Here is a 13,748-nt window from a genome sequence, read left to right as displayed (position 1 = left end):
ACCGGGTCCTACTGGGCGCGCGCCAAGTGTTCTGTCGCGCGTCTCCTGGCTGAATACGTCTCCTGTGCCAGGGTCAGCAGCACTGTCAGCAGCATGAACACCACCGATGCGATGAAAATCCCGTTGGGCATGCGCTGATCGAGCATCCAGCCGAACGCCACCGGCCCGATGGCGCCACCGATGTTGAACCCGGTCGACACCAGGCCGAAGGTTTTGCCCTCGGCCCCGGGTGGCGCCGCCGCCTTGACCAGCATGTCCCGTGATGGGGCGATGACCCCGGTGAGCAAGCCAATGGCGCCCAGTACGGCCACCAATGCCCAGCCCTGCAGCAGCCCCAGCGCCACCAGAGCGGTCAGCGCAGCCGCCAGCGCGAAGGCCAGTGCCGCCACCAGGCCATGGCGCCGGGTACGGTCGGCCAAAGCGCCTCCGCACAGCACGCCGGCTGCGCTGCTCAGCAGGAAAGCGGTGAGCGCGGCGTTGGCCCAGGCCAGTGTCAGGCCTTGGCCCTGGACCAGGGCGGCTACGGAGAACTTCTCGATGGCGCTGGTGCTCAGGTTGAGCAGGATGAACAGCACCGTCAGCACGCCGATCATGGGGGTGAGCAAGCGTACGCGGCCTGTTGCTGCGGCCGGGCCTGCGTCTTGTTTGTTGGCAGGCCTGGCGACCCGGTAAACGCCACTGCCTGGTATCGATATCAGCAGCAGCGCGGCTACCCCGAATACCGCGCCCGCCGCCAGGGCTGCCCGCGTGCCGAGCGCCGCGGCGATGCCGAGAAATACGGCTGGGGTAACGGCCGAACCGAGGAAACCGGCAAAGGTATGAATAGAGAACGACCGCCCCAGGCGTGCGGGCTCGATGCCGTTGGCCAGCAACGCATAGTCGCCCGGGTGATACACACCATTGGCCAGGCCAGCCATGGCCATCGCCACCAGCAATACCGCGTAACCGGGGCTGGCCGCCAGCAGCACAAAGCTGAGGCTGCCCAACAGCAGCCCGGCCTTGAGCATTTTACGTGCACCATAGTGGTCCACAGCGTAACCCAGCGGGGCCTGCACCAGCGCGGAGACGATGTTGAACACTGCCAGGGCTACGCCCAGCTCTACGAAGCCCACGCCCAGCAGGCCGGGCAGCACCGGCAGCAGCGCCGGGATCAGCATGATGTGCACATGGCTGACGAAGTGCACGGCAGCAATTTGGGTCAGCAGCTTGGGGCCAGGTTGGAGCATGTCGATAACCTGTTGAGTGGAGTGCGCCATTGGCGCACTGCAAGGTGGTGGAAAGCCCGCTTAGTGGGAGGTGCCCCTCAAACCGGGCAGGCGGCCGTTCAGTACAACATGGGCCAGCAGACCAATGACCAGGCCCCAGAAAGCCCCGCCAATGCCGAACAGGCTGATGTTGGCCGCCGCCGCCAGGAAGGTGATCAGTGCTGACTCGCGTGAACGGGCATCGGCCATGGCGCTGGCCAGGCTGGCGCCGATGGTGCCCAGCAGGGCCAGGCCCGCCAGGGTGGTGATAAAGGTGCCCGGCAAGGCCATGAAGACACTCGCCAGGGTGACCCCGAACACCCCGACGAGGATGTAGCAGACACCGGCAGCGATACCCGCCACCCAGCGTTTGTCCGGGTTTTCATGGGCTTCCTTGCCAGTACAGATGGCTGCGGTGATGGCGGCGATGTTGAACGCGTGTGAACCGAAGGGCGCCATCAGCAACGAGCCGATGCCCGTGACGGCGACAATCGGGTTGGCGCTGGTCTTGAAACCATCGTTGCGCAGCACCAGCATGCCGGGCATGTACTGGCCGGTGAGGGTGATCAGGAACAACGGCAGGGCCACGCTGAGGGCCGCGTTGAGGGAGAAGGTGGGCGCGGTGAAAACCGGTGAGGCGAATTCCAGACGCAACGTGGTCAGGCCCACTTGCCCCTGCAGCAACAAATACCCCAGGCCCAGCAGCAGTATGGCGACCACGGCGTAACGGGCGGTGAAGCGTTTGAAGGCCACATAGGCTGCAATCAGCAGTCCGGCGAGGGCAGGGTCGACCGACAGGCTGGCAAAGGCACCGATGCCGAACTGCAGCAGGATGCCGGCCAGCAGGCCGGCGGCAATGCCGCCGGGCACGACGCGCACCAGCCGCTCGAAGCACCCGCTCAGCCCCAGCACCACGAAGCCGGCGGCCGACAGCAGGTAGGCACCTATGGCCTCGCTGTAGGGCACGCTGGCCAGGGCGGTGACCAGGAACGCGGCGGCAGGCGTGGACCAGGCTGTGATGACCGGTTCGCGGCTGTACCAGGACAATGCCAGGCCGCTGAGGCCGACGCCGATCGACACCGCCCAGACCCACGATGACGTCAGCTCCGGGCTCAGCCCGGCCACTTTGGCCGCCTGGAACACCAGGATGAACGTGCCGCCGTAGTTGACGATCACCGAAACGAGTCCGGCAATCACCGGGTGAAGGATGTCTGTCAGCCTGAGCGGGGTTGCAGTGCTTTGTGCAGGCGCGTCCATGGTTGCCTCTGGTAATGGTCAGATCAGGTGCAGCCTTGTGCTGCGAAGGGGTAATCCGACTGCAGCGTCATTGGCCCTTTCACCGCACAAGGCTGTTCCTGAAGAAAAAGGCTGCCCGACAGCGACAGGCTGCCGGGCAGGTTTGTGCGTCAGTTGGTCAGCGCCACCAGCAGGCTTTTCAGGTGGTTGCTGCCTTGCGCATCCAGCGGCTGCAGGGGCAGGCGTGGGGCGCCGACATCCTGGCCGAGCATTTTCAGACCGGCCTTGATGGTGGTCGGCAGGCCACGGCGGGTGATGTATTCCAGCAGTTCGTACTGGCGATAGAACAACGCACGGGCTTCGGCCAGATCGCCTTGTTGTACGGCGTCCCACAGCGCCAGGTTGAGTGCCGGGATCAGGTTGGGCGCGGCGGTACACCAGCCAGTGGCACCGGCCACCAAGGCTTCCAGGGTCAGCGGGTTGCAACCGTTGTAGAACGCCACCTGCCCATCTGTAGCCGTGAACAGGCGGTGCATGCGCTGGATGTCACCGGTGCTTTCCTTGACCATGGTCACATTGGGCACTTCGCCGAGGATACGCAGGATCAGTTCCACCGACAGGTCGGTGCCGCTGGTCCCGGGGTTGTTGTAGAGCATGATCGGAATGTCGATGGCGGCGCCGACCGCCTTGTAGTGGGCGATCACTTCGGCTTCGGTGAGCTTCCAGTAAGAGATGGGCAGCACCATCACCGCCGTGGCGCCGCAGGCCTGTGCCAGGCGGGCACGCTGCACGGTGCGGGCGGTGGTCAGGTCGGAGACGCTGACCACGCTGGGTACGCGGTCGGCAATGCGTGCCTGGCTGAAGCGCACCACGGTTTCCCATTCGCTATCGGACAGGTAAGCCCCTTCGCCGGTGCTGCCCAATGGCGCGATGGCGTGCACGCCGTCTGCGATCAGGCTATCGATGGACGTGCCCAGGGCATCCAGGTCGAGTGTGCCGTCTGCCGTGAAGGGAGTGATGGTGTAGCCGATAACGCCGCGAATTACAGATGTAGACATGACCAGGCACCTTTGCCGTTGTTGAGGAAAGAGTACAGCTTCGATCAGCCCAGGCAGTCGCCATGGGCACGCAAGGCGCGGCGCGCGTAGTAGCTGAAGGCGGCGCCGTGACGTTTGGGGGTGGAAATCCAGTCGTGGGCTTCTTTGCCCAGGGCTTCGGGGATGGGGCGGATGTCACCGGCGCCCATGGCCAGCAGTTGCATCTTGGCTGCGCGCTCGAACAGCAGGGCGAGCACGCAGGCTTCCTCGATCGAACGGCCAGCGATCAGCAGGCCGTGATGGGAAAGCAGGATTGCGCGCTTGTCGCCAATCGCCTTCGCGATGATTTCGCCTTCTTCGTTGCCCACCGGCACACCGGGCCATTCCTTGAGGAATGCACAGTCGTCGAACAGTGGGCACAGGTCCATGTGCGAGATGGCCAGCGGAACTTCCAGCATCGACAAGGCGGCGCTGTGCAGCGGGTGGGTGTGAATGATGCAGTTGACGTCGGGGCGGGCGCGGTACAGCCAGCTGTGGAAGCGGTTGGCCGGGTTGGCCATGCCACGGCCTTGCAGCACCGTCAGGTCTTCGTCCACCACCAGCAGGTTGGAGGCGGCGATTTCGTCGAAGCCAAGCCCCAGTTGCTGGGTGTAGTAGGTGCCAGGTTCCTGCGCGCGCGCAGTGATCTGCCCGGCCAGGCCAGAGTCGTGGCCGCCGTCGAACAGGATACGGCAGGTGAGGGCGAGCTTTTGTCGCGCGGTGTAGGTGTTGTCGGCCAGCGCCGTCAGCATCTGTTGCTGGGCGAGTTTGACAAGCTGGTCCTTGGGGGTGTGCATGGTGGTCGTCATGGGCGGTACCTGCAAGGGGAAGAGTGTATGGATGACTGATCGGCGCGAAGGCGACGCCAGGACACGGCGTTGATCATAATGACACGAGGTGTCATATGCAAGCGATGTGTCATCCTTGACTCAGGTCGTCAAAGCACCCGTGCCAGCGCAATCTGTTATGGCGTGCATACGTAACTGGTATTACTTGCCCCGGCTTCCCGCTGTTTAGCATCGACCTGGTCTTAACCGTCGACGAGAACAACAACGTGAACCTTGGAACCCTATCCAGTCGAAGTGCAAGATACTGGCCTGAACGTCTGGCGGTGATCGACCGCCATACCCGGCTGACCTTCGCTCAGCTCGAACAGCGGGCCAACCAGCTGGCCTCGGCCTTGCTGGCACAGGGCATCGCCATGGGCGAGCATGTGGCCATCCTGGCGCCCAACCGCGCCGAACTGGTGGAAGCAGAAGTGGCGTTCTACAAGGCCGGCCTGGTCAAGGTACCGGTCAATGCGCGTCTGGCACCGGATGAGGTGATTCAGGTGCTCAACGACGCCTGCAGTGTCGCGCTGATCGCCGATGCGCAACTCGCCCAGGCGTTGCTGGCCCGCAGGCACGAGATACCTTCGGTACGCTTGATCGTGACCTTGGGTGAGCGGGGCGGTGACATCACCTATGCCGCACTGCTGGCCCAAGGCAGTAGCCAGCCAATCAGCTGCGACCTGCCTGACGATGCCCTTGCCGTTTTGCATTACACCTCTGGCAGCTCTGGTGTGCTCAAGGCTGCGATGCTCAGCGTGGGCAACCGCAAGGCGCTTATCCGCAAGAGCCTCGCCAGCCCGACCCGTCGCGCCGCCCCGGGCGATGTCATGGCCCACGTTGGCCCTATCACCCATGCCAGCGGCATGCAGCTGATGCCGCTGCTGGCGGTCGGTGCCTGCAACCTGCTGCTGGAGCGCTACGACGACCAGCTGTTGCTCGAGACCATCCAGAGCGAAGGCGTGACCCGGTTGTTCCTGGTGCCTGCAATGATCAATCGCCTGGTCAACTTCCCCGATGTCGAGCGTTACGACCTGAGCAGCTTGCGCCTGGTGATGTACGGTGCCGCGCCGATGGCGCCAGCGCTGGTGAAACGGGCTATCGAGGTATTCGGGCCGATCCTGGCCCAAGGTTACGGTGCTGGCGAGACCTGCTCGCTGGTAACGGTCCTGACCGAACAGGACCATCTGTGCGAGGGCGGTGACTACCGGCGCCTGGCCTCGTGCGGGCGTTGCTACTTCGAAACCGACCTGCGCGTGGTTAATGACCACTTCCAGGACGTCCAGCCGGGAGAGGTGGGCGAAATCGTAGTCAAGGGGCCGGACATCATGCAGGGCTACTGGCGTGCACCCCACCTCACTGCCGAGGTGATGCGCGACGGCTACTACCTGACTGGCGACCTGGCCACGGTGGATGAGCAAGGGTATGTGTTCATCGTCGACCGCAAGAAAGAAATGATCATTTCCGGTGGCTTCAACATTTACCCCAGCGAGGTCGAGCAGGTGCTCTACAGCATGCCGCAGGTGTTCGAGGCGGCGGTGGTGGGGGTGCCTGACGAGCAATGGGGCGAAGCGGTGCGGGCGGTGATCGTGCTCAAGCCGGGCATGGCGTTGCAGGAGCAGGACGTCATTGAACACTGCGCCCAGGCCCTGGCCGGTTTCAAGAAACCACGTGCGGTGGACTTCGTCAGCGAGCTGCCGAAAAACCCCAACGGCAAGGTGGTACGCCGGCTGATCCGTGACGCCTACTGGCAAAACAGCGAACGCCGTATCTGACACGAGGAACGACCATGTATCAGCCAAGCGAAAAGGCCCAGCAGATCATCGAGGCCATCAGTGGCTTCGTTCGCAACGAAATCCTGCCCCTGGAACAGCAAGCCGGTCTCAGCTGGGCAGAGCCGCACCCGCGGGCGGTGCTGCAGCAGGTATGGCAGCGCTCGTGCGAGCAGGGCTTCTACAACATCATGCTGCCCGAGGCGATAGGTGGCGCCGGGTTGAGCGTTTCAGACCTGTGTGCGGTCAAGGAAGCGACGGTCCTCACCGGCTCCATGCTGGCGCCGCATATTCTCGGTGAGCTTTCCGGGCCGCCCCGTATCGGCCATCTGTTCAAGGTGGCGAGCCCGACCCAGATCGAGGCGTTCCTGCAGCCGGTGTGCCGTGCCGAAAAGGCCGTGTGCTTCGCCCTGACTGAAAGCGAGGCCGGCTCTGATGCAACGGCGATCAAGACCTCCGCACGGCGGGAGGGTGAACACTATGTGCTGAACGGCACCAAGCGTTACATTTCAGGTGCGCCCTATGCCGACATCGCCGTGCTGCTTGCGGTGACGGATCCCGGGCGCGGTGCCCAAGGGATTTCGGCGTTCTTCATCGACCTGAGCGCACCGGGGGTAAGGGTTGAGAGCGATTATTCGGTCATGTCCGGCGGTGGTGCGCATGGTGACATCATCCTTGAGGACGTAAGGGTGCCGGCGGCCAACCGCATTGGTGAGCAAGGGCAGGGTTTCAAGCTGGCGATGGGGCGCATCACCCTCAACCGTCTGCTGCATTGCCCCACCTTGCTGGGGCTGGCCGGCCTGGCACTGAACCTCTCGATCGACTATGCCCGCACGCGCAAGCAGTTCGGCCAGCCTATCGCCATGTTCCAGTCGATCAATCACATGATCGCCGACATGGCCACCGAGCTGCATGCTGCACGCAGCATGGTCTACGCCACGGCAGCGGTGAATGACGCCGGCGGCAATATCCGCACCCAGGCCCCGATGTGCAAGCTGTTCGTTTCGGAGACGGCCTTCCGCATCGCCGATCGTGCCGTGCAGATACACGGCGGTGCCGGGCTGCTGCGTGGCAACCCGGTGGAGTGGATATTCCGTGCGACACGTATGATGCGCATCCTCACCGGAACCAGCGAGATCCAGCGCAACACCATCGCCAAGGGCGTGCTCATGCCTGAGCAATGACGCGGTATGCCCGGCCCGTGGCGGCCGGGCTCTCCAGACAAGAACAATAACGAGAGATCATCATGACTCATACTGACACCCCCGCGCGTGCAGGCACGGCCTGGATGATTGCGGTACTGCTGGCGCTGTTGATGCTGGTGAACTTCCTGGACAAGGTGGTCATCGGCCTGGTGGCGGTGCCGATGTCCAGGGAACTGGGCTTGTCCCCTGCCGAGTTCGGCCTGGTAGGGGGCGCACTGCACTGGTTCTTCGCCATCTCGGCGGTGATAGGTGGCTTCATGGCCAATCGCCGGCCAACCCGCACCCTGTTGCTGGGCATGGGCGCGTTCTGGGCGCTTATCCAGTTGCCCATGTTGTTCGTCAGCTCGCTGTGGGCGATCGTCGCCTGCCGGGTGCTGCTGGGTATTGGTGAGGGGCCGGCCTCACCGGTGGCTACACATGCCTTGTACAAGTGGTTCCCCAACGACCGTCGCAACCTTCCCGTCGCGCTGTTGCATACCGGCAGTGCGCTGGGGCTGCTGGTAGCGGGTGCCATGATCCCATGGATCAGTGTGCACTACGGTTGGCGCATGAACTTCATCGTGTTGGCGGTGATCGGCGCGGTGTGGTGTGTGCTGTGGTGGTGGCTGGGCAGCGAGGGCAACCTCGACCGCATTCGCCCGGGCCAGCTTGAAGAAGGGCAGGCCTCTGTTCCCTATCGTCGTCTGCTCGGTGACCGCACGGTACTGGGCAACTACTTGTGCCACTTCGCCGCCAACTGGTCCCTTGCGTTGACCTTGACCTGGGTACCGAGCTACCTGGAAACCGGGCTGGGGATCGACCCGATCATGACCGGCCAGGTGTTCGTTCTGTTCGTGGTGGTTACCACGCCGCTGAGCCTGTTCATGGCTTGGCTGTCGCAGCGAATGATGCGTGCCGGGTTGGCCACACGCTGGTCGCGCGGTGCGTTCGTTTCAGTGTGCCTGATCGCCAGCGGGCTACTGTCGGCGGCCTTGTTTCTGCCCGGTCTGAGCAACGCCGAGCGGATCGTCAGCCTCACTTTCAGCGGCGGGCTGGCGCTGGTGATGTATTCCGTGGGGCCTGCCATGCTGGCGGAGTTCACGCCCAGCGGGCAGCGCGGCGGCATTCTGGCGATCGGCAACGGTATCGCCTCGTTGGCCGGGCTGTCGGCACCGGTGGTCACCGGTTTGCTGGTGCAGGGCGCCGGGGCCGGGCACACGGCAGGGTTTGGCCAGGGTTTTCTGGTGTGCGGCGCGGTGCTGGTGATTGCCGGGCTGATCGGGCTGGCCTGGATGGACCCGCAGAAAACCCGGCAACGTCTGGTGCAGGTGGGCACGGCTGCGCCAGCCCAAGCGTGATGTGCACAGCGCTCAGAGGCTCTGCTCCGCCAGGGCCTCGCGCTCGATCAGGGTGCCTTTCCAGCGCTCGCTGCGCACCGCATCCACCAGCAGTGCGCGCACCAGGTCGCGCATGCAGGCGGCGGCGAACGACAGCGGCTTGTGCTGCGAGTAGGCCAAGGCGATGGTGCGGGTGATGCGTGGTTCCACTATCAGCCGCGCACAGGCAGGCGCGGCCAAATCCAGCAGCGGTGGCCAGTTGCTGATGGTGGCCGCCAGGCCTGCACGGACCAGGCTGGTGATACCGGGGGCCGACTGCTGTTCGTAGCTTGAGTCCAGTGTCACACCGGTCTCCATGGCAGCCTGCTCGATGCGCCTGCGCAAGTGCAGGCTGCGGGGTGGCATTACCAGGCGGCTCGCTGCGGCCTCAGCCAAGGTGATGGGCGACTCGTCAGGGCCGTTCCCAGGTAGGCCGACCCAGTACAGGTCTTCGGAAAACACAGGTTCGGCGACCACATGGGCAAGCTCTTCGGCGTTGGGCACCACGCCGAAATCCACTTTGCCCAGCTCGATCGCCTGGCCACCTTCGCGGCTCAGGCCATCCCATACGGTGAGCTTGATACCAGGGAAGCGTGCCTGGGCCTGGGTAATGATGGCCGGCAACAACAGTGCCGAGGCAGTGGCGGGAATCGAGATGGCCACGTGCCCCTTGGGGTTGCCGCGGCTGGACTTCAGCTCGTCCTTCACCGAATCGAGTTGCTGCACGACCGATCGGGCCACTTCGTACAACTGCCGCCCGGCATCGGTCAATTCGATACCGTCATGCTGGCGCGCCAGCAGTTGCATTTCCAGTTCGCTCTCCAGCAGGCCTATCTGTCGGCTCAAGGCGGGTTGGGCGATGAACGCCTGACGTGCGGCATTGGAAAAACTGCCGGCTTCGACAATGGCAATCAAATAACGCAGCTGTTTCAAAGTCATCGTGATTCTCAGGCTATGCCGAAGTGATATGGCAACCATCGGGAGACGCTATTTGTTCAGCCCCGGTGGCCTACTTAGTATCGGTAAGCAGCAAAACGAGGATAACAGAAACGTTCGAATAATTACCCAAGCCCTTTCCTACAGGCCTTTGCGCGGTATTTCAGCACTAACTCGCAACTCACTCTCGAATAAACACAATAAGAGGTTAAGAGTGATGGCATCTCGTATTTACGGTCGCTCGGGACCGTTGTCGGTACTTGCCTCATCAGTACTTTTTTCTGCGTCTGCCTGTGCCGCTCAGTTTCACTGGGGTGAACTAGAGGGGCAGTTCGACTCGGCGCTTTCCTTTGGTACCAGCATTGCGACTGCCAACCCTGACCCGGCCCTGCACCTCAGCGCCAACAGCGATGACGGCCGCCTGAACTTTGCCTCCGGCGACGTGTTTTCGGCGGTGTTCAAAGGTACCCATGACCTGGAGCTCAAGCACGACAACCTGGGGGTGTTCCTGCGCGGTACCTACTGGTACGACACTGCCCTGCGCGATCACGACCAGCGCTTCAAGCAGGTCGAGGACAACAACCGCAAGCGTTCGGCCAAGACCGCAGGTAGCCAACTGCTCGACGCCTTCGGTTATTACCTGTACGACATCGATGGCCAGCCAGGTTCGGTCAGGCTGGGCAAGCAGGTGGTCAACTGGGGGGAGAGTACCTTCATCCAGGGCGGACTGAACGTCATCAACCCCTTCAACCTGGCGGCCTTGCGCCGCCCCGGCTCGGAAGTGAAGGACGCGCTGGTGCCGGTGAACCTGTTCTACTTCACCCAGAACCTCACCGAAGCGCTGTCGGTCGACGGTTTCTATCAGCTGGATTGGGAACAGACCCAGCTGGACAACTGCGGCACGTTCTTTTCGAACAACGATTTTTTGCCCGATGGGTGTGATGGCCTGGACGTGGGCGCCAAATTACTCGGCAACCCCACAGCCGTGGCCGGGCTTGCGCCGTTTGGTGTAAACCTCACCAGCGAAGGCGTGCGCATACCCCGTGGCAGCGACCAGGATGCCCGCAACAGCGGGCAGTGGGGCGTTTCGCTGCGATGGTACGTGGCGGCGCTGGACACCGAGTTTGGCGCCTACGCGGCGAACTACCACAGCCGCACGCCTTACCTGGGTACGGTCAGCAGCCCGTATTTCGACAACCGCCGTTTTGCCCCGCAGCTGTGCGCCAACCTCGGTATCGGGTCTGCAGGCTGTGCTGCTTTCCTGGGCACCAGTGCAGGCCAGTCGCTGGTCGGCGCGCTACGCCTGGGCAGCTCGCAGTACCGGGTGCAATACCCCGAGGACATTCGCCTGTACGGCCTTTCGTTCTCCACTACCCTGCGCACCGGCACGGCGCTGCAGGGGGAGCTGAGCTACCGACCGAACATGCCCATGCAACTCAACGGCACCGACATCATCCAGTCGTTGTTGAACGTCGATGGCCGCTCGCCATTGCTGGGCGACGGCCTGCGGCCAGACAGCGCCAGTACGCTGTTCGACGGCTACCGCCGCAAGGAGGTGACCCAGTTGCAGGTAACCGCTGTTCACGCTTTCAGCCAGGTGATGGGTGCCAACCAGTTGCTGCTGATAGGCGAGGCGGGCGCCACCTATGTCGGCGGTCTGGAGGGTGCCTATGGCCCCCGTTATGGGCGTTCGGGCACGTTCAACAGTGGCGAACTGGCGGACAACAGTGTGTGCGTGGCCATTTCCAAAACCCCTGAGCATTGCAACGACGAAGGCTTCATGACCCCGTTCTCCTGGGGCTACCGGCTGCGCGCCACCTGGGCCTACCCCAATGTGATTGCCGGTTTCGACCTGCGGCCGAACCTGTCCTGGGCACATGACGTGCACGGCACCGGCCCGGTGGAGGGATCGGCCTTCAGCGAAGGCTCCAGGGCCATCAGCGTGGGGTTGGATGCGACGCTTGCCAGCACCTACAGCCTGAGCGTGTCGTACACCGATTTTATCGACGGCGACTATGGCACTCGCGGCGACCGGGACTTCATCTCGCTGAGCGTGGGCGTCACTTTCTGAGGGCATGACAATGAAAATGCGCATGGTGATGATCGGCCTGTTCTGGGCGAGCGGCGCGCTGGCGGCAGCCGGCCTGCCCGACAACCTGACCCCGGTGGGGGCCGAGCGTGCTGCCAGCCCCGACGGGCGCATCCCCGCCTGGCAAGGTGGGTTGAGTACGGCCCAGCAACGCCTGGGCGACAACGGCACGCCGCTGGACCCGTTTGCCGATGAGCAGCCTCTGTACCGGATCACGGCCGCCAACTACCGGCAGTACCGAAGTCAGCTTACCGACGGCCAGGTGGCCTTGCTCAAACGCTTCCCAGCCAGCCTGAGCTTGCCGGTGTATCCGACCCACCGTAGTGTTGCGGTACCCGACGCAGTCGCGGCATCGGCAGCCCGCAACGCCGAGCAGGCGCAGCTGGATGACCAGGGCAACAGCGTGCGAGGTTTCACGGGTGTCATCGCCTTTCCACGGCCAACCAACGGCCTGGAGGTGATCTGGAACCACCTGACCCGGCATCGCAACATCAGCTACAGCCTGAGCTCCGACAGCGTCACACCGCTGAAGAATGGCCGCTTCGTACTGATGAGTGCGCGTCAGGAAGTGGCCCGGCCCGAAGGTTTGGCCAACCTGGGGGCGGGCAATGTACTTTATTACTTCACCTACCGCATGACGGCGCCCTCGCGGCTTGCCGGCGATGCGATGGTGGTGCATGAGACACTGGACCAGGTCGCCGAACCGCGTTTGTCCTGGGTGTACAGCGCCAGCCAGCGGCGGGTACGACGGGCGCCGAACATCGCCTATGACACCACTGGCCCTGGCACCGCCGGCCTGCGGACCGCCGACAGTCGCGACATGTTCAATGGCGCGCCTGACCGGTATGACTGGAAGCTGCTGGGCAAGCAGACGCTGCACGTGCCCTACAACTGTTACCGCCTGGCATCGCCCGAGCTGCGCTATGCGGACCTGATCAAGCCAGGCCACATCGACCCGGCACCGACCCGCTACGAGCTGCACCGGGTATGGGTCGTGGAGGCGACGTTGAAGCCCGGGGCGCAGCATATCTATGCCAAGCGCCGGTTCTACCTGGATGAAGACACCTGGGCCATTCTCGAAACAGACAGCTACGACGCGCGTGGCGAGCTGTGGCGCACCTCACAGGCCCATGGTTTCTTTCACCCCGGCGGCCAGGTGGCGGTCAACGCCATGGAGATCACCTACGACCTCAAGAGCGGCCGCTACCATGCATCGGGCTTGATCAACGAGCAGCGTCGGCCCTTTGCCTTCAATGTGCGCACCAGCCTTTCGTACTTCTCGCCCGGCGCCCTGCGCAGCTTTGGTGTGCGCTGATGGGCGTGCCTGAACCACGGCCTGACTGGTCGCGGCGGCTGTTGGGCCAGGGTGAAGCGCCTGATCCGCGCTTCACCCTGGCCAACGAACGTACTTTCCTGGCCTGGGTCCGCACCGCGCTGGCGCTGCTGGGTGGCGCGATCGCCATTGAAACCTTCGCCGGCCACGTCCTCGAGACACCCCTGCGGCTGTGGCTGGTCGCAGGCCTGATGCTGTTGAGCGCATTGCTGAGCGCTGGCGCCTGCCTGCGCTGGCTGCGGGTAGAGCGGGCATTGCGTCATCGACGTCCGCTGCCGTTGCCGGCACTGGTGCCCTTGTTGGCGCTGGGCTGTCTGGTCGCGGTACTGCTGGCAGGTCTCGTCCTGTGGCCACGCTGGCATGGGTGATCCGGGCCTGCAGGCAGAACGCACCGAGCTGGCCTGGCGGCGCACTGTGCTGGCGCTGGTGGCGGTGGCGGCGTTGGCCTGTCGTCAAGGCGATGTGTACGTGCTGGCATTGGCGGGCGTGGCCGTGCTGGCGCTGCTATCCCGCCAGCGGCGGCGTTATGAACGAGGCCTGGCGATGTTGCAGGCCGAACGCGGCCAGCCTGCGCCGTGGGCAGTGCTGGCACTGGGTAGCGTGGTGTGGCTGATGGCATTGGCGGGCTTGTGCCGGTTGGCGAAGGGCGGCTGAGCACAGTGCCGGTGCCGCCCG

General features: G+C 63.9%; 12 protein-coding genes. 7 read left to right on the top strand and 5 right to left on the bottom strand.

What is annotated here, in order from left to right:
• Positions 1 to 8 precede the first annotated feature (8 nt).
• From GST84_18560 to GST84_18545, 4 genes are all read right to left on the bottom strand, one after another.
• The gene (locus tag GST84_18560; protein ID XGB14226.1) at positions 9 to 1,226 is read right to left on the bottom strand and encodes an MFS transporter; all 1,218 of its coding nucleotides are present in this window, start codon (positions 1,224 to 1,226) and stop codon (positions 9 to 11) included.
• 60 nt (positions 1,227 to 1,286) lie between these two features.
• Complete coding sequence (gene benE / locus GST84_18555) at positions 1,287 to 2,501, bottom strand: benzoate/H(+) symporter BenE family transporter (GenBank protein ID XGB14225.1); 1,215 nt, start codon at positions 2,499 to 2,501, stop codon at positions 1,287 to 1,289.
• 149 nt (positions 2,502 to 2,650) lie between these two features.
• Positions 2,651 to 3,538 (bottom strand): dihydrodipicolinate synthase family protein, encoded by an 888-nt coding sequence (locus tag GST84_18550; GenBank protein XGB14224.1) that lies wholly within the window; start codon positions 3,536 to 3,538, stop codon positions 2,651 to 2,653.
• Between the two features lie 44 nt (positions 3,539 to 3,582).
• Entirely contained in the window at positions 3,583 to 4,365 is a 783-nt protein-coding gene (locus tag GST84_18545) for an aldolase (GenBank protein ID XGB14223.1), read from the bottom strand.
• A gap of 245 nt (positions 4,366 to 4,610) precedes the next feature.
• On the opposite strand from GST84_18545, the gene GST84_18540 reads away from it, so the two are divergent.
• The 3 genes from GST84_18540 to GST84_18530 all read left to right on the top strand — a co-directional run bounded on the left by GST84_18540 (position 4,611) and on the right by GST84_18530 (position 8,697).
• The gene (locus GST84_18540; GenBank protein XGB14222.1) at positions 4,611 to 6,158 is read left to right on the top strand and encodes an AMP-binding protein; all 1,548 of its coding nucleotides are present in this window, start codon (positions 4,611 to 4,613) and stop codon (positions 6,156 to 6,158) included.
• A gap of 14 nt (positions 6,159 to 6,172) precedes the next feature.
• On the top strand, positions 6,173 to 7,339 hold the full coding sequence (locus GST84_18535; GenBank protein ID XGB14221.1) for an acyl-CoA dehydrogenase: 1,167 nt from the start codon (positions 6,173 to 6,175) through the stop codon (positions 7,337 to 7,339).
• A gap of 104 nt (positions 7,340 to 7,443) precedes the next feature.
• Positions 7,444 to 8,697, top strand: coding sequence for an MFS transporter (locus GST84_18530; protein XGB15803.1), 1,254 nt, complete (start codon positions 7,444 to 7,446; stop codon positions 8,695 to 8,697).
• Positions 8,698 to 8,709: 12 nt separating this feature from the next.
• Here GST84_18530 and GST84_18525 read toward each other — a convergent pair whose 3' ends face one another.
• Positions 8,710 to 9,654 carry a LysR family transcriptional regulator gene (locus GST84_18525; protein ID XGB14220.1) on the bottom strand — a complete coding sequence of 315 codons (945 nt, stop codon included), beginning with the start codon at positions 9,652 to 9,654 and terminating at the stop codon, positions 8,710 to 8,712.
• 214 nt (positions 9,655 to 9,868) lie between these two features.
• On the opposite strand from GST84_18525, the gene GST84_18520 reads away from it, so the two are divergent.
• The 4 genes from GST84_18520 to GST84_18505 are packed head-to-tail and all read left to right on the top strand — an operon-like array spanning position 9,869 to position 13,727.
• Positions 9,869 to 11,722, top strand: coding sequence for a DUF1302 family protein (locus GST84_18520; GenBank protein XGB14219.1), 1,854 nt, complete (start codon positions 9,869 to 9,871; stop codon positions 11,720 to 11,722).
• A 22-nt stretch (positions 11,723 to 11,744) separates the two neighbouring features.
• Positions 11,745 to 13,055 carry a DUF1329 domain-containing protein gene (locus tag GST84_18515; GenBank protein XGB15802.1) on the top strand — a complete coding sequence of 437 codons (1,311 nt, stop codon included), beginning with the start codon at positions 11,745 to 11,747 and terminating at the stop codon, positions 13,053 to 13,055.
• Positions 13,055 to 13,441, top strand: a complete 387-nt coding sequence (locus tag GST84_18510; GenBank protein XGB14218.1) for a DUF202 domain-containing protein — start codon at positions 13,055 to 13,057, stop codon at positions 13,439 to 13,441. Before GST84_18515 ends, GST84_18510 begins: the two co-directional genes overlap by 1 nt.
• Positions 13,434 to 13,727 carry a DUF202 domain-containing protein gene (locus GST84_18505; protein ID XGB14217.1) on the top strand — a complete coding sequence of 98 codons (294 nt, stop codon included), beginning with the start codon at positions 13,434 to 13,436 and terminating at the stop codon, positions 13,725 to 13,727. Before GST84_18510 ends, GST84_18505 begins: the two co-directional genes overlap by 8 nt.
• Positions 13,728 to 13,748: the final 21 nt, after the last annotated feature.

Origin of the sequence: Pseudomonas putida (assembly GCA_041879295.1) — a bacterium.
Classification (GTDB): Bacteria; Pseudomonadota; Gammaproteobacteria; order Pseudomonadales; family Pseudomonadaceae; genus Aquipseudomonas; species Aquipseudomonas putida_Y.
Note: the sequence above shows the minus strand (reverse complement) of the source record. Positions and strands in the feature narration are given on the sequence as shown.